Origin of the sequence: Cupriavidus sp. HPC(L), assembly GCF_000307735.3 — a bacterium.
GTDB lineage: Bacteria > Pseudomonadota > Gammaproteobacteria > Burkholderiales > Burkholderiaceae > Cupriavidus.
This window is the reverse complement of record NZ_AMPR02000471.1, coordinates 1-15928: the sequence shown is the minus strand read 5'-3', so window position 1 is coordinate 15928 and position 15928 is coordinate 1. Positions and strand designations below refer to the sequence as shown.

The following is a 15928-nucleotide window of genomic DNA, read 5'->3' as shown; positions in this document are numbered from 1 at the left end:
ATCAGGCAGGCCGCGACGATATCGTCTTCCGCGTTGATTGTCAGCTTGCCGTCCTTGTCGACGATCAGCTTGAGGAAGTCGAGCACGTTGCGCGCGTACAGCGCGGAGGCGTCGGCCGCGACCATGCTGGCCAGATTGGTGTAGCCGACCAGCGTCACGCCATGGCGCTCGACCACCTCGTCCGCCACGGTCAGCGGGCAGTTGCCGCCTTGCGCGGCGGCCAGGTCGACCACCACCGAGCCGGGCTTCATCGCCTGCACGGTCTCTTCCTTCAGCAGCACCGGCGCACGCCGGCCCGGGATCAGCGCCGTCGTGATGACGATATCGGCCTGCTTCGCCCGCTCGTGCACCAGCGCGGCCTGGCGCTGCATCCAGCTTGCCGGCATCGGCCGCGCATAGCCGCCGACGCCCTGCGCGATCTCGCGCTCCTCGTCGGTTTCGAACGGCACGTCGAGGAATTTCGCGCCCAGCGATTCGATCTGTTCCTTGACCGCGGGCCGCACGTCGGAGGCCTCGATCACCGCGCCCAGCCGCTTGGCCGTCGCGATCGCCTGCAGGCCGGCGACGCCAGCGCCGAGAATCAGCACGCGTGCCGCCTTGACCGTACCGGCGGCGGTCATCAGCATCGGCATGAAGCGTTGGTAGTGGTTGGCGCCGACCAGCACGGCCTTGTAGCCGGCGATATTGGCCTGCGAGGACAGTACGTCCATGCTTTGCGCGCGCGTGGTGCGCGGCGCGGCTTCGAGCGCGAAGGCGACGATGCCGGCGGCCGCCATGCGCGCGTTGTTGTCGGCGTCGAACGGATCGAGCATGCCGACCAGCGCGGCGCCGGGGCGAATCTGCGTCAGTTCCTGCGGATCGGGAGCGCGTACCTTCAACACGAGCTCGGCGCCGAACGCGCGGGCGGCATCGACGATGCTGGCGCCGGCGGCCTCGTAGGCGGCGTCGGGACAGCTGGCGCGTACACCGGCACCGCTCTGCACGAGCACCTGATGGCCTTGGGCGACGTACTTCTTGACGGTCTCGGGGGTGGCGGCGACACGCGCTTCGCCGGCCCGTGTCTCCAGCGGGATACCGATCTGCATCGTCAGCTTCTCCTGTTGCGGTGCCGCTCCGGGCTACGGCCGGGCAGGCATCCGGGCTCGTTTGTCGGCGCCGCCGTCCAGCGCAGCGCACAATTTTTTCGCAGCTTACAGGAATCTGACGGCAATGGGGGCGATGCGGGGGCGATGTGGGCGAGATCGACGTGCGGTCCCCCGCCCGGGCCTGGCGCGGGCGGCCTCGCTGCAGCGGCGCGCTCCTGCCGGTAAAATGCCGGATTGCCTAAAACTTGTGCATCATGTCCCAAGACTGGAAAACCAGCGTCACCGTGGCGGCCGTGATCGAACGCGGTGGCCGCTTCCTGCTGGTCGAAGAAGAAACCCGCGACGGCCTGAAGCTGAATCAGCCGGCCGGCCACCTGGACCCGGGCGAGAGCCTGGTGCGCGCGGTGATCCGCGAAACGCTGGAGGAAACGGCGCACAGCTTCGAGCCGCGCGCGCTGCTCGGCTGCTATCTGGCCCGTTCGGTGACCTCGCCGACCACCCAGCATCCCGAGGGCGACATCACCTATGTGCGCTTCGCCTTCACCGGCGATCTGGGTCCGCTCGACAGCGGCCGCCCGCTCGACACCGGCATCGTCCGCACCGTCTGGCTCAGCGCCGACGAGATCCGCGCCTGTCCCGAACGCCATCGCTCGCCGCTGGTGCTGGCCTGCGTCGAGGACTATCTGGCGGGCAAGCGCTTCGCTCTCGATGCGCTGTACACGCATCCGTCGACGCTGATGCCGGGAGCCCATCCATGAGCGCAGCCAGCAACGCCGGATCGCTTGCCGCGGTCTCGACCCGTCCCGAACTGAACCCCGCCATCGGCCGCGGCGAGCGCGTCGTGGTCGGCATGTCGGGCGGGGTGGACTCGTCGGTCACGGCCTGGCTGCTGAAGCAGCAGGGCTACGAGGTGGTCGGCCTGTTCATGAAGAACTGGGAGGACGACGACGACAGCGAATACTGCTCGACGCGCCAGGATTGGCTCGACGTGGTCTCGGTGGCCGACCTGATCGGCGTCGACGTCGAGGCGGTCAACTTCGCCGCCGAGTACAAGGACCGCGTGTTCGCCGATTTCCTGCGGGAATATTCGGCCGGCCGCACGCCGAACCCGGACGTGCTGTGCAATGCCGAGATCAAGTTCAAGGCCTTCCTCGACCATGCGATGTCGCTCGGCGCCGAGCGCATCGCCACCGGCCACTATGCGCGCGTCCGGCAGGGCGGGCATGGCCGTTTCGAACTGCTGAAGGCGCTGGACCACACCAAGGACCAGAGCTACTTCCTGCATCGGCTCAATCAGGCGCAGCTGTCGCGCACGCTGTTTCCGCTGGGCGAGATCCCGAAGACGCAGGTGCGCGAGATCGCCGCCGAAATCGGCCTGCCGAACGCGAAGAAAAAGGATTCCACCGGCATCTGCTTTATTGGCGAACGTCCATTCCGCGATTTTCTAAATCGCTATCTGCCGACCAGGCCGGGGCCAATGAAGACGGCCGACGGCAAGGTCGTCGGCGAGCATATCGGCCTGGCGTTCTACACGCTGGGCCAGCGCAAGGGCATCGGTCTCGGCGGCAGCCGCGACGGCAGCGGCGACGCGTGGTACGTCGCGCGCAAGGACATGGCGTCGAACACGCTGTACGTGGTGCAGGGCCACGACCATCCGTGGCTGCTGTCGCCGACGCTGCGGGCTGCCGACCTGTCGTGGGTCGCCGGCGAAGCGCCGCGCGCGGGTACCGCGCTCAGCGCCAAGACGCGCTATCGGCAGAGCGACGCGCCGTGCGTGGTCGGCGCGATCGACGGCGACGATCTTCAGCTGCGCTTCGACGAGGCGCAGTGGGCGGTCACGCCGGGCCAGTCGGCGGTGCTGTACGACGGCGAGGTGTGTCTTGGCGGAGGCATCATCCAGTAAGGGCCGCGTGGCCAGCGGCACGATCGGCAAAAGCAGGCGGTAGAAGCGAAAGCGGGCGGAATTACGGCAAAGCGGGGGGCAGGGAGTTGGCGCACCATTCGCATTCGTGCGGCGCCGGCGATGGTGCCCCCGATGGTGCCACTCGATGGCGCGCCCGATGGCGCGACCGATGGCGCGCGATAGTGCCCCGCATCCGGGTTCCCGACTTCCCGAGTTCCACGCGGCAAGGCGCCAAGCGGCCTTGCCCATGCTTGCCTGCCATGCCCCTGAATCCGCCTGTTACTGGCCGTGCGCCTTCCGCGCCGTCCTTCCTGTTTGTCGCCGAGCCGACCGCCTTTTCTTCCTCCCATCCCGCCAGCACCGGTGCGCTTGCCATCGCGCCGCCACCGGGACAGCCGGCGTCGTCCGCCAGCAAGGCCACCATCGACCTGGTTCCTTGCCATGTGTGGCAACAGGTGGCCGGCATGCTGCCACCGCGAACCTGCGCCAACCTGGCCCGCGCGTCGAAATCGATGCTGCAAGCGCTACGCAACGCGCTGCATGCCGACAAACTGCTGCACCACGCGCGGCGAGCGGCGACGCCGTCCACGATCGCGCCGATATTGCGCGAATGCACTTCCGGGACGCACGCCTTGACCGACCAGCATCGCGACAAACGGCAATGCCTGGCCCCGGGACAGCACGTCGTTCCGACAGCGCGGAGGGCCGAGATCCTGGCCACGCTGGTGCGGCGTGTCTTTCAGCTGCCCTATCTGGCGAGCCGGCGGCAGCACGATATCGCCAGGGCGGTGCTCGATCTGCCGGCATCGGTTCGTGCCGGCCCGCTTCAGCGACTGCTGGCTGCTGCGGGCTACCGGACCCGCACCGAAGCCGATTCCGCAGGCGCCGTCTGGGAGGAGTACGGCGTCTCGCCCGATGACCTGATCGTCGCGGTCATGGAGCTGCCGGCGAGCCAGCGCGGACCGTCGCTGTGCGCCTATCTGCGCCTCTGCGCGCGGCCGCTGTCCGAACAGGGGCTGGCGCTGTGGATCGACGCCGGCCGGACCCTGCCGCTCGAGCAGCGCGTGGATCTGCTGCTGACGCTGCTGGAGCGCGTGCGTTGGCGTAGCGGCATGCCGGCGCTTGCCGATCGCCACCTGCAACTGCTGCAAGCCAATGGCGAACTGGTCGATGCCAGGCGACGTCCGCTGTCGGCGCAAACGGCGCTGTTGCTCGAGCTCGTCAAGACGCTCGAGCGCGACCGTACCAACACCACCTTGGGACCGGGATTCCAGAGCGCGACATGGCCGACGGTGTGGAATGCCGTGCTGGATTCCACGCAGGCGCTGTCCGTCGAGGACCGGGCCGTTGTGATCAAGGCCATGGCCTGGGTAGCGAACGAATGGGCGCCGCCTGGGACGGCGGACCGCGTCCGTGCCACCGCCGATGGGCTCTTGCCGGCGGACCGGGAAGCGGTGGCGGCAGTGCTTCGGTATGTCGAGGGGGGTGGCCCTTCCCCGGCCGAGCCACTGGCGGCGGTTTCCGAGTTCAGGGCGTTCGTCAAGGCCATCCTGAAAACCACCCGGGATGAAGCCGTCATCCTGGAGCGCTACGCCGGTCTGCCGGAGGACGTACAACTGGCCGCCCAGGACAGCGCGAGGGCAACGGCATATCGGTGCGACAGCGACCTCGTGGTCTGGGGACCGCTGGCAGGCGCCATGCTGGCGCACACGACCAACGCGCGGCGTCACGCCGGGTGGCTCGATGCCGGGCTCGCCAAGGCATGGCGTTCGATGATGGTCGAAATGCGGGAACCGCCTCCGGAGTGGGGTCGCATCTGGCGGGACATCATCGCCGCGGCGCTGTCCCGAGTCGAGCCAACGCTGCGCGCCCAGGTCCTGGATGCGTTGGCGGTCAAGTTCAGGAAGATCGATGAACGCGCGTGGCTGCTGCAGCAGACCCGGACGCTGCCATCGACGCTGCAGGCGCAGGTCCTGTGCCGGCTGGCGATGTTCGACCTGCGCAAATGGAGCGGCGATCGGAAGGGCGTGCAACTTGCCGCCAGACCGCTACTGGAACAACTGATTGCCGCCACCGCGGCATTGCCCGGCCAGTATCAGGGTTTGCCGCTGCTCGCCCTGTGCGAGTTGCGCGCGCAGCCGACGCGGCATGCGGCGCTGCGAGACGTCTGGAAGCGCTTCGATGCGATCCGCTGGGCAGCGCCGCCCGAGGACAGGCGTTTCGACTGAGCCTCGGGCGGGCACCGGCTCAACCGCGTGGCGGTTCCGTATCGATGAACGACTGGCGCTTGCTGATCTTGTCGTGGAAAGCGACCAGGTTGGGATGGCGCTCGCGCCAGGCAATGTCCGGGAAGCGGAAGTCCAGATAGGACAGCGCGCAGCCGACCGCGACGTCGGCCAGCGAATAATGGTTGCCGGCGCACCAGGTGCGATCGGCCAGGCCGTTGGCCATTGCCACCAGCGCACTGTCGATCTTGCCGAGCTGGCGGCGCACCCAGCGCTCGCTGCGCTCGGCCGGCTCGCGTTGCGTATGTTCCAGCCGCGCCAGCAGCGCCGCGTCGAGCAGGCCGTCGGCCAGCGCTTCCCAGCAGCGCACCTCGAGCCGCTCGCGGCTGCCTTGCGGAATCATGCGGCTGACGGGCGTCAGCGTATCGACGTACTCGACGATCACGCGCGAATCGAACACCGCGCCGCCGTCCTCCATCACCAGGCAGGGCACCTTGCCGAGGGGATTGAATTGACCGATCGCCGTGTCCGGCGACCACACGTCGACTTCCACCATCTGATAGTCGATCTTCTTCTCGGCCATCACCACGCGCACCTTGCGCGCGTAAGGGCTGGTCTGCGATGCGTACAGCTTCATGTTCTCCCCTTGAGCTCGTTATGAAGTGCATCGGGCGCTCCGCAGCGGGAGCGGCTGGCCTCGTGCGCCGGCGGTGGCGCGCGGGTCCGGTCTGCCTTGATGCACTTCGTAACAGGCCGCTGGCTCGGCGTGGCGAGTATAACCGCCCGGGAGGCCGTTCCGGCACGGCGCCGGCGCCGAACGGGCGCCCCGCGGGGCTGCCCGCAACACTGGCGACGATCGCGCGGCGCAGCGGGGAGGGCGGTGGTAAAATCGCGGCTTTCCAGCGCCGGCTGCCAGGCCGGTGCACCGGTTCGCGCCGGATTGCGCAGGATCGTTCCCGGCTTTGTATGCGTCTGAGTACATAGGCTGTGCCAGCGCAGCGCGCCCGCCGACCGTTCCAGGTTTTCCTCTTCATTCCCTCCCGCCGTCTGCCAGCATGTCCGCTACCGCCTCCCCCGCCGCGCTCTCGCCGCTCACCGCCCTGTCCCCGATCGATGGCCGCTATGCCGCCAAGGCCGACCCGCTGCGCGAATGGCTGTCCGAGGCCGCCTTCATGCGCCATCGCGTCAAGGTCGAAGTCCATTGGCTGATTGCGCTGGCCCGTACCGGCCTGCCCGACATGCCGAAGTTCTCGGCGCAGTCGGAAGCCGCGCTGCTGGCGCTGGTCGAGCACTTCTGCGAAGCCGACGCGGCGCGGATCAAGGAGATCGAGGCGGTCACCAATCACGACGTCAAGGCGGTCGAGTACTGGATGAAGGAGCGCGTGCAGGACAACGCCGAGCTGGTGGCCGCCAGCGAATTCATCCACTTCGCCTGCACCTCCGAAGACATCAACAACACCTCGCACGGCATGATGCTCAAGGGCGCGCGCGACAGCGTGCTGGTGCCGACGCTGTGGCGCGTGCATGCGCGGCTGGTCGAACTGGCGCATGCCAACGCGCGCGAGCCGATGCTGTCGCGCACGCACGGCCAGCCGGCCAGCCCGACCACGCTGGGCAAGGAAATGGCCAACGTCGCCGCGCGCCTCTCGCGTGCGATCGAACGGATCGAGCGGGTCGAGCTGCTCGGCAAGATGAACGGCGCGGTCGGCAACTACAACGCCCACCTGTCGGCCTATCCGGAGTTCGACTGGGAAGCGTTCTCGCGCGATGTCATCGAGAACCGGCTGGGCCTGGCCTTCAACCCCTACACGATCCAGATCGAGCCGCACGACTACATGGCCGAGCTGTTCGACGCGGTGGCCCGTGCCAACACCATCCTGCTGGACCTGGACCGCGATGTCTGGGGCTATATCTCGCTGGGCTACTTCAAGCAGAAGACCAAGGCCGGCGAGATCGGCTCGTCGACGATGCCGCACAAGGTCAATCCGATCGACTTCGAGAACTCCGAGGGCAACCTGGGCCTGGCCAACGCGCTGCTGCGCCACCTGTCGGAGAAGCTGCCCGTTTCGCGCTGGCAGCGCGACCTGACCGACTCGACGGTGCTGCGCAATATCGGCGTCGCCTTCGGCTACAGCCTGCTGGCCTACGAGGCCTGCCTGCGCGGCCTGGGCAAGCTCGAGACCAACCCGGAGCGGCTGGCCGAGGACCTGGACAACTGCTGGGAAGTGCTGGCCGAGCCGGTGCAGACCGTGATGCGCCGCCACGGCATCGCCAATCCGTACGAACAACTGAAGGAACTGACCCGCGGCAAGGGCATCTCCCGCGAGGCGCTGCGCACCTTCATCGAGGGCCTGGCGATCCCCGACGAGGCCAAGGCTCGGCTGCTCGAGATGACGCCGGGCAGCTATATCGGCCGCGCGGTGGAACTGGCCGAGCGGTTGAAGTAGGGAAGCAAGGCGCGGTACCGGATCGCGCCTCTCTCGTCCCTTCGCCTCTCTCGTCCCTTTGTCACCGAGCCGCCCCATGGGGCGGCTTTTTGCTTCCTGGGCGCCTTGTCCGGTTGGCCTGGCCGGTCAATTCGGCGAGGTAGGAGGCGGCACGATGTGCCCGCCTCCTATTTCATAAAGGGGCCGAATCGATACCATTTCCAGATGACTGGAAGACTGGCGCACCCACTACAGTTGGCATATGCTTTGACATATGCCAAGGGGTGTACCATGACGACGACAACGGAAGGCAGGCATGTGCGGCTTTTCCGCAATGGCCGCAATCAGGCAGTGCGGATACCGCGCGAATTCGAGTTACCCGGAGAGGAGGCGATCATGCGTAAAGAAGGCGACAAGCTGATCATCGAACCGATTCCTGCGACGTCGTTCCGGGCGCTTCTCGCGCAGTGGGAGCCGCTCGACGAGACGTGGCCGGACATCGATGACCGGCCTCCCGAGCCGGTGGATCTTTGATGGCGTTGTATCTGCTTGACACGAATATCGTGTCGGCGGCCCTTCGGAATACCCGTGGCGCCTGTGCCGCGCGGATCGGAATGACGGACGCCGGGGCGCTGTGCACGTCCATTGTCGTCGCGGCCGAACTGCGCTTCGGCGTTGCGAAGAAGGGTTCCGCCGAGTTGGCACGCCGGGTGGAACATGCCTTGAGCACGCTTCGCGTGTTGCCGCTCGATGGCGATGCCGATCGGCACTATGGCCGGCTGCGCACCGAGCTGGAGCGCCATGGGAAACCGATCGGCGCCAACGATATGCTGATCGCCGCGCATGCCCTGGCGATTGACGCTGTACTCGTGACGGACAACGTGTCCGAGTTTTCCCGCGTGCCGGGTTTGCGCTACGAAAACTGGCTGACTTGAGGCCATCGGGCGTCCCGATGTGCCGAGCCCAGGCCGTCGCGCGGGCAGGCCCCTTCAAACGCTTTGAACGACTTGATGAAGTTCCGCCTTTCCGACGTCACTTTTCGGGCGCAATAATGCGAGAATCAATAGCGTTTGCCGAAAGAATAAAGACTGAAGCCGGATTTCCTCAATGCGTTCCAATACTCCCGCGCGCTATGGCGCGACCGCGATCGGCCTGCACTGGATCGTCGCGCTGCTGATCTTCGCCGCCTTCGGGCTCGGCCTTTACATGACCGACATCCCGGGCTTCACGCCGACCAAGCTGAAGCTGTACTCGTGGCACAAGTGGCTGGGCGTGACGGTGTTCGCGCTGGCGGTGATGCGTGTGCTGTGGCGCCTGACCCATGCGGCGCCGGAGCCGGTAGCCGGCATGCCGGCCTGGCAGGCAGCCGCCGCGAAGGCCGCCCACGGGCTGCTCTATCTGCTGATCCTGGTGGTGCCGGTGACCGGCTACCTGTACAGCCTGTCCGCCGGCGTGCCGGTCGTTTATCTGGGCGTATGGCCGCTGCCGCAGCTGATCGAGCCGAATGACGCGCTGAAGGAAACGCTGAAGTACGCCCACATCTGGCTGAACTACCTGATGGCAGCGATCGTCGTGCTGCATGCCGCCGCGGCGCTGAAGCACCATTGGCTGGACCGCGACGGCACGCTCGGCCGGATGCTGCCGTTCCTGCGCTGAGCCCGCCCGAGCGCCAGAATCCTGCGCAGAATCGCCCCCAGGATCGCCACCCGATTCCCGCTGTTTAGCATTGACCGAATGAAACCGAGGAGCCCTCGATGAAACGTATTCCCCGCCCCGGTGCCTTGCTGCTGGCCGCGTCGCTGGCCTGCGCCGGCTTTGCCGCCAATCTCGCCGCCGCGCAGCTCGACGCCGGCAAGAGTTCGGTGACCGCGGTGGCGCGCCAGATCGGCGTGCCGATGGAAGGCAAGTTCAAGCGCTTTGCCGCCGCGGTGGACTTCGATCCCGCCAGGCTGGCCAGCTCCAGCGCCAAGGTCGAGATCGACGTGGCGAGCTTCGAGATCGGCGACGCCACCACGACCAAGGAGGTCAAGGGCAAGGACTGGTTCGATGCCGCGCGCTTTCCCAAGGCCGTGTTCGAATCGACCGGCATCAGGCCGGCCGCGGCGGGCAAGTTCGATGTCGCCGGCAAGCTGACGATCAAGGGCAAGACCGTGGACGTGGTGGTGCCCGCGACCTATCGCCAGGAAGGCGCCAACCAGGTCTTCGAGGGCGTGCTGCCGATCAAGCGCAGCGTCTTCAATATCGGCGAGGGCGAGTGGAAGGACACCTCGGTGGTCGCCGACGAAGTCCAGATCAAGTTCCGTCTCGTGACGGCCGCCAAGTCCTGAACCGAATCGCAACGTTCGAACCCAACCCAACGACCCCAAACGATCGGATCGACCGATCGAAACGTATCCAACCCGACCGCTGACCGGAGAACCCATGAAACTGCGTACCGCCGCCGCCATCGTTGCCGCCGCTTCCGCCACCGCCTTCGCTGGCCTCGCCTCGGCTGCCGCCGTGACCTACAACCTCGATCCGACCCATACGTATCCGAGCTTCGAGGCCGATCACCTGGGCGGTCTGTCGAAGTGGCGCGGCAAGTTCGAAAAGTCCAGCGGCGTCGTCACGCTCGATCGTGCCGCCAAGACCGGCACGCTGGACATCAAGATCGATGCCGCATCGATCGACTTCGGCAACGGCAAGATGAACGAGCACGCCAAGAGCCCGGATATGTTCGACGTGCAGGCCTATCCCGAGGCCACCTACAAGGGCAAGTTCTCGAAGTTCGCCGGCGACGTGCCGACCGAGGTCGATGGCGTGCTGACGCTGCGCGGGGTGTCCAAGCCGGTCAAGCTGGAGATCCGCGAGTTCAAGTGCATCCAGCATCCGATGCTCAAGCGCGAGGCCTGCGGCGCCGATGCCTATGCCACCTTCAACCGTACCGACTTCGGCATCGACTACGGCGTCAAGATGGGCTTCAAGCCCGAGGTCAAGCTGGCGATCCAGGTCGAGGGCGTGCGCGCCGACTGACGCCGCCGCGGCCCCTGCCTGGGGCGCATCCGCATTGCCTGCGCATTGCCATTCGAGGGCCGGTTGATCCGGCCCTTTTTCATTGGTGGCAACCCCTCCCGCGGTGGGGGGCATGTGCGGCCGCTCCCCCTCGTTGGGATGAGGGTCGTTGTCCACCGCAGGGGCCCACAGTACAATCGGTCGCTGATTCGCACCTGGCGGCCCGGGGAGCGGGACCGGGGCAGGCGTTGCCCGACCGCGCCGAGGCCGTTGCCGGCCGGCTTCCGGTCAGGCTGCTGGCCCGCATCGGCCTGTCGTTGGCCCGCAGGCGTTTCCGCAGCTTTGCCCCTTCGCCGCTCACTTCCCGATCAGGATCGCAAGCGTATGCCCAACCCCTAGTTTCCGTGCATCGCCTTCGCCGAGCCGTTCGCGAGTTCCTTCGCCCATGCCGCGCCGGACCGTCCCGACCCCCGTGTCGGCATGAGCCAGCCGCATTCTTCGGATTTTCCCTGGCGCAAAACCGTGTACTCCCAAACGCAAATTGATCCGGTGGTCAGCTTCCGCAACTCGCAGGGCGAGCAGGTGCGGGGCACGATCATCAATCTCCAGAGAAAGTCTCTGGTGATGGAAGTCTATAACCCGTATTCGATCGTTCAGGTCAGCGAGGTATTGAGCGACCTGAGCGTGAGGATCGGGGCCAAGAACGCCTATCTTGGCAAAGCGGTGGTGATGAGCCTGGTCAATACCGGTCTCACGGCGGTGGTCTCGCTGACGCTGATCGACGAATGGCGCGAGCTGAGCGACCTGCCCAACGAGCCGCGCTCGGTGGGACGCGAGGCCGAGCTGTTCGTCACGGACTGGGACACGCGCTTCAACATCCGCCGCGATTACCAGATCGCCGTCAACGAGATGCGCGCCTTCCTGTCCGAGGTGTCGCGCTGGGTCGAGCAGGTCGACCTGACCGAAAGCCTGCCCAAGGTCGACGGCCGCCTGCGCGAGGACGTGTTCCAGGAGCTGGCCACGCCGCTGATGGTCAAGGTCAAGGCGTACCTGGACCGGCTCGAAGAGGAGGCCGAGCGCGTCGACGTCGAGCTGGCGCCGGTCCATCGCACCTATGCGCAATCGGCGCTGCACCCGTTGCTGCTGCGCGCGCCGTTCGTCTATCGCACCTTCACCAAGCCGCTCGGCTACGCCGGCGACTACGAAATGGTGAACCAGATCCTCAGCGATCCGCAGCAGGGGCCGACCACCTACTTCCAGATCGTCAATACCGCCTTCCTGAAGGCGGCGGTCGCCACCGCGCACCGCAACCGCATCGATCTGCTGGTCGAGTTCCTCGGCCGGCAGGCGGACAGCGCCCGCGCCGCGGGCCGACCGTTCCGCGTGCTCAACGTCGGCTGCGGTCCGGCCTTCGAAATCCAGCGCTTTGCGCGCGAATACGCCGAGCCCGACCGGCTGTCGTTCCAGCTGGTCGACTTCAGCGAGGAGACGCTCGAATTCACGCGCGGCTCGATCCAGCGGGCGGCACGCGAGGCGGGCCGCAGCGTGCAGGTCGAGATGGTGCACGAGTCGGTGCACGAGCTGCTCAAGCGCCGTATCGCGGTCGAGGATCCCTCGGTGCGCGAGTTCGATGCGGTCTATTGCGCCGGCCTGTTCGACTATCTGTCCGACAAGGTCTGCGCCCGCCTGCTGAACCATTTCGCGGCGCGCACCCGTCCCGGCGGGCGGGTCCTGGTCACCAACGTCCATTCGAGCAATCCCGAGCGATACGGCATGGAACACCTGCTCGAGTGGTACCTGATCTATCGCGACGAAGCAAAGATGCTGAGCCTGCTGCCCGAGCAGTCGACCGACCACCAGGTCTATGTCGATGCCACGGGCGTCAACGTGTTCGCTGAAGCCACCATCTCCTGAGGCGGCGCCGCCGATCTGCCATGACTGTCAACCGACTCTACGCCGGATACCAGGCCGAACTGGCCGACTTTCGCCTGGCGTTCAGCCGCGGCGGGGCCTACACCGCCATCGTGCTGGTGCTGCTCGGCATGGGTCTGGACTACGGCCAGTACCCGGAATGGCAGGTACCGTTCGCGGTCGCCCGCATCGTCGTGTCGATGCTGATCGCCGGCATCGTCGTGGTGCTGTACAGCCGGCACGGGCGCAGGCTGGCGCCGTGGCTGACGCTGTCGTGGCTGTTGCTGCCGCAGCTGATGATCGCGTGGATGATCTGGGAGACCGACGGCGTCGCCTCGCCGTACTACGTGGGGCTGAACCTGGCGATCTTCGCGTCAGGCATCGCGCTGCCGTTCGGCTTGTGGCAGAACGTCGTGTTCGGCGGGCTCTCGTACCTGTGCTACCTGGTCGCCTGCCTGCTGCATCCCGACGGCCTGCATCCGATCGGCACCTTCATCGTCAACTCGTTGTTCGTGCTGTTCGCCGGCGCGGCCAGCGCGGTCTACACCTACTTCAACGAGAAGGGCCGCTTCCAGCTGTTCCGGCTGAAGGAAGAACTGGCCCACAAGAACGACGAGCTGGCGCGCATCAACGAGAACCTGGCCCAGATCAAGGGCCAGCTGCTGCAGCAGGAAAAAATGGCCGCGGTCGGTACGCTGGCCGCGGGGCTGCTGCACGAGGTGAACAACCCGGTCAACTTCTGCCTGATGGCGATCGAGATCGCGCTGGAAGAGCCCGAGGCCAAGGAGAGCGCCTCGCTGCAGGAATGCCTGATCGATGCCCGGCAGGGGATGCAGCGGATCCAGCATATCGTCTCGGACCTGAAGATCTTTGCCTATCGGCAGCCGGGCGCCGAGGTCGAGGGCCGGCCGTTCCTGTTCGAGAAGGCGCTGGACTCGGCCAGCCGGCTGACCGCGCACGAACTGCGCGGCGTGCGGATGTCGCGCGATCTGCCGCCCGACACGCTGGTGTTTGGCGACGAGGCGGCCATCATCGGCGTGCTGATCAACCTGTTCTCGAACGCGGCGCTGGCGATGCGCAAGGCCGGCACGCCGGCACCGGCAATCCATACCACCGTCGTCTGGAGGGACGGCCGGCTGCATGTCAACGTGCGCGACAACGGCCCGGGCATCCCCAGCGAGAATCTGGCGCGCGTGTTCGAGCCGTTCTTCACGACGCGCGAAGTCGGACAGGGCCTGGGACTGGGGCTGTCGATCAGCTATGCGGTGATCGAGCGGCATGGCGGCGTGCTGTTCGCCGAAAGCGAGCTGGGCCAGTGGGCCGCGTTCAGCTTCGATCTGCCGCGGGCGGAATGAGCGCGATGACAGAACAGCGGACAGAACAGCGGACGGATCCGCGGCCCGAGCTGCGATCCGATCTGCGCCAGCCGCGGCTGACCGTGCTCTACGTCGACGACGAGGAGATGGCCTGCAAGTACTTCGCGCGCGCCGCAGGCGCGGAGTACGAGGTGCTGCTCGCCCAGGGCGCCGACCAGGCCATCGAGATGCTGCGCAACGACAGCGGCCGCACCGCGGTGCTGGTCACCGACTTCCGCATGCCCGGGCGCAACGGTGCCGATCTGCTGCGGCAGGTCGCCGCCGAGTATCCGCAGATCGTGCGGATCCTGGTGACGGCCTACGCCGACAAGGACATGCTGCTGCAGACGGTCAACAGCGGCGAGGTGTTTCGCATCCTCGAGAAGCCGCTCGGCCTGCAGGCGGTGCGCGACGTGCTGGCGCTGGCGCGCGAGCGCTATCGCGAACGGCAGTCGCGCCACCAGCGGCTGACCGCGATCGACGAGACGCTGGCCTTCCTGGCGCACGAACTTAACACCCCGCTCGCGGCTATCGCGAATTTTGCCCGCGGTGTTGAAAGCCGCAGCAGCGCCGAATACGATCCGCAGCGCCAGGCCGAGATCGGCCAGGCGGCCGCGGTGATGCACAGCAATGCGCAGTACTGCCTGGCGGTGATCTCGTCGTTCCTGCAGTCGGTACGCGGCAATGGCGAACGGCCGCTGACCAGCGAGAACGATCGCGACATCACCGCCGGCAGCCTGATCATGGCGCTGCTCGACAGCTATCCGTTCGCTGGCCCGCAGCGCAACTGGATCGAGGTCGAGCTGCACGGCGATTTCATCGTCCATACGCTGCCGAACTGCGTGTCGCTGGTGCTGTCGTCGCTGCTCAACAACGGCTTGCGGGCGCTGACCGATGTTCCCAGGCCGTCGCTGCGCTTCCGTGTGGTGGCGCAGCCCGACCCCGTGATCCGCATCAGCGACAACGGCCCGGGCATTCCACCGGACGTGATGGAACGCCTGCTGGTCGATCCGGTCACCACGCATGCCGCCGCCGGCGGAAATGGCCTCGGCATGATTTTCTGCAACCGCGTCATGCAGTCGTTCGGCGGCGGCATCCGGATCGAGTCGATTCCGGGCGCCGGCACCACCGTGACGCTGGAATTCCCCCATACGAAGACTCGAATGCACAGCAATAGGAGCGGTCAATGAACGAACCGAACGACAACCAGGCATCGCCTCCCGCGATTCTGTTCGTCGACGACGAGGCCACCGCGGTCAAGTATTTCCAGAGGGCGATCGGCGGGCTGGCGCCCGTGGTCACCGGCGGTTCGGTCGAGGAGGGCAAGGCGCTGCTCGAAGCCCATGGCGACACGCTGGCCGTGCTGGTCTCGGACCAGCGCATGCCCGGCGAATACGGCAACGAGCTGCTGCGCCATGCGCGCGAGCACTATCCGCATATCGTCCGCATCCTGACCACCGCGTATTCCGAGCTCGAGTCGACCGTGCAGGCGGTCAACGAAGGGCAGATCCACCGCTATATCAAGAAGCCGTGGGACATCACCGCGCTGCGCATGGAGCTCAAGCAGGCGCTGGAAATCGCCGGGCTGCGCCGCGAGCGCGACCAGCTGGTGCGCGAGAAGCTCAGCGTGATCCAGCGCCAGACGCTGGCGGCGCGCATCGGCATGGTTCGCGCGCTGTGCGCCAGCCTGATCGGTCCCGAACGCTTCCAGCCGGTCGAGACCTATCTGGCGGCCGCCGTGCTGGCCGGGGCCAAGGGTCCCGAGCCGGACTGGGCGCGGATGGACTACGCCGACTTGGTGGGCGCCGAAAGCCAGCGCAGCGGCGCGTTCGGTCATGCGGTGGCGAGCCGCCTGGCACAGCTGCGCGCCGCGCATGACGCCGCCGCGGGCGCCGATGCGCTGGCGGTGATCGCGCAGCAGCTGGGCGAGGCGGTGCGCCGCGACGGCGACGCCCTGGTGTGGCTGTCGTTGCCGGTGCTGTCCGAATTCCTCGGCGCACCGGTCGGCACGGCGGGTCGAGCAGCACGCCGC

At 66.9% G+C, this 15928-nt stretch carries 15 protein-coding genes; 13 read left to right on the top strand and 2 right to left on the bottom strand.

Going from position 1 to position 15928, the window contains the following annotated elements; translation table 11 throughout:
• Nucleotides 1–1085, bottom strand: a 1085-nt coding sequence (locus B551_RS24700) for a Re/Si-specific NAD(P)(+) transhydrogenase subunit alpha (RefSeq protein WP_023265231.1), incomplete at its 3' end; no start/stop codon positions are given.
• Nucleotides 1086–1339: 254 nt separating this feature from the next.
• Here B551_RS24700 and B551_RS24695 point away from each other — a divergent pair.
• The 3 genes from B551_RS24695 to B551_RS24685 all read left to right on the top strand — a co-directional run bounded on the left by B551_RS24695 (nucleotide 1340) and on the right by B551_RS24685 (nucleotide 5216).
• Nucleotides 1340–1843 (top strand): NUDIX hydrolase, encoded by a 504-nt coding sequence (locus tag B551_RS24695; RefSeq protein ID WP_006577192.1) that lies wholly within the window; start codon nucleotides 1340–1342, stop codon nucleotides 1841–1843.
• Entirely contained in the window at nucleotides 1840–2988 is a 1149-nt protein-coding gene (mnmA, locus tag B551_RS24690; RefSeq protein WP_006577193.1) for a tRNA 2-thiouridine(34) synthase MnmA, read from the top strand. Before B551_RS24695 ends, mnmA begins: the two co-directional genes overlap by 4 nt.
• 260 nt (nucleotides 2989–3248) lie before the next feature.
• The gene (locus tag B551_RS24685) at nucleotides 3249–5216 is read left to right on the top strand and encodes a hypothetical protein (protein ID WP_006577194.1); all 1968 of its coding nucleotides are present in this window, start codon (nucleotides 3249–3251) and stop codon (nucleotides 5214–5216) included.
• Nucleotides 5217–5235: 19 nt separating this feature from the next.
• Here B551_RS24685 and B551_RS24680 read toward each other — a convergent pair whose 3' ends face one another.
• On the bottom strand, nucleotides 5236–5850 hold the full coding sequence (locus B551_RS24680) for a glutathione S-transferase family protein (protein WP_006577195.1): 615 nt from the start codon (nucleotides 5848–5850) through the stop codon (nucleotides 5236–5238).
• 418 nt (nucleotides 5851–6268) lie between these two features.
• Between B551_RS24680 and purB the strand changes: the two genes are divergently transcribed.
• The 10 genes from purB to B551_RS24630 all read left to right on the top strand — a co-directional run.
• Entirely contained in the window at nucleotides 6269–7660 is a 1392-nt protein-coding gene (gene purB / locus B551_RS24675) for an adenylosuccinate lyase (protein WP_006577196.1), read from the top strand.
• A gap of 270 nt (nucleotides 7661–7930) precedes the next feature.
• Nucleotides 7931–8173 carry an antitoxin gene (locus tag B551_RS24670; RefSeq protein ID WP_023265229.1) on the top strand — a complete coding sequence of 81 codons (243 nt, stop codon included), beginning with the start codon at nucleotides 7931–7933 and terminating at the stop codon, nucleotides 8171–8173.
• Nucleotides 8173–8574, top strand: coding sequence for a type II toxin-antitoxin system VapC family toxin (locus B551_RS24665; protein WP_006577198.1), 402 nt, complete (start codon nucleotides 8173–8175; stop codon nucleotides 8572–8574). Before B551_RS24670 ends, B551_RS24665 begins: the two co-directional genes overlap by 1 nt.
• Nucleotides 8575–8746: 172 nt before the next feature.
• The gene (locus B551_RS24660; RefSeq protein ID WP_006577199.1) at nucleotides 8747–9295 is read left to right on the top strand and encodes a cytochrome b; all 549 of its coding nucleotides are present in this window, start codon (nucleotides 8747–8749) and stop codon (nucleotides 9293–9295) included.
• A 98-nt stretch (nucleotides 9296–9393) separates the two neighbouring features.
• Nucleotides 9394–9966 carry a YceI family protein gene (locus B551_RS24655; RefSeq protein WP_043442802.1) on the top strand — a complete coding sequence of 191 codons (573 nt, stop codon included), beginning with the start codon at nucleotides 9394–9396 and terminating at the stop codon, nucleotides 9964–9966.
• A 94-nt stretch (nucleotides 9967–10060) separates the two neighbouring features.
• The gene (locus B551_RS24650; RefSeq protein ID WP_006577201.1) at nucleotides 10061–10651 is read left to right on the top strand and encodes a YceI family protein; all 591 of its coding nucleotides are present in this window, start codon (nucleotides 10061–10063) and stop codon (nucleotides 10649–10651) included.
• A 501-nt stretch (nucleotides 10652–11152) separates the two neighbouring features.
• Entirely contained in the window at nucleotides 11153–12544 is a 1392-nt protein-coding gene (locus B551_RS24645; RefSeq protein WP_006577202.1) for a cyclopropane-fatty-acyl-phospholipid synthase family protein, read from the top strand.
• A gap of 20 nt (nucleotides 12545–12564) precedes the next feature.
• Nucleotides 12565–13896 (top strand): sensor histidine kinase, encoded by a 1332-nt coding sequence (locus B551_RS24640; RefSeq protein WP_006577203.1) that lies wholly within the window; start codon nucleotides 12565–12567, stop codon nucleotides 13894–13896.
• Between the two features lie 5 nt (nucleotides 13897–13901).
• The gene (locus B551_RS24635; RefSeq protein ID WP_006577204.1) at nucleotides 13902–15086 is read left to right on the top strand and encodes a hybrid sensor histidine kinase/response regulator; all 1185 of its coding nucleotides are present in this window, start codon (nucleotides 13902–13904) and stop codon (nucleotides 15084–15086) included.
• A partial coding sequence (locus B551_RS24630; protein WP_023265226.1) for a response regulator occupies nucleotides 15083–15928 on the top strand: 846 nt, incomplete at its 3' end. The genes B551_RS24635 and B551_RS24630, both read left to right, overlap by 4 nt.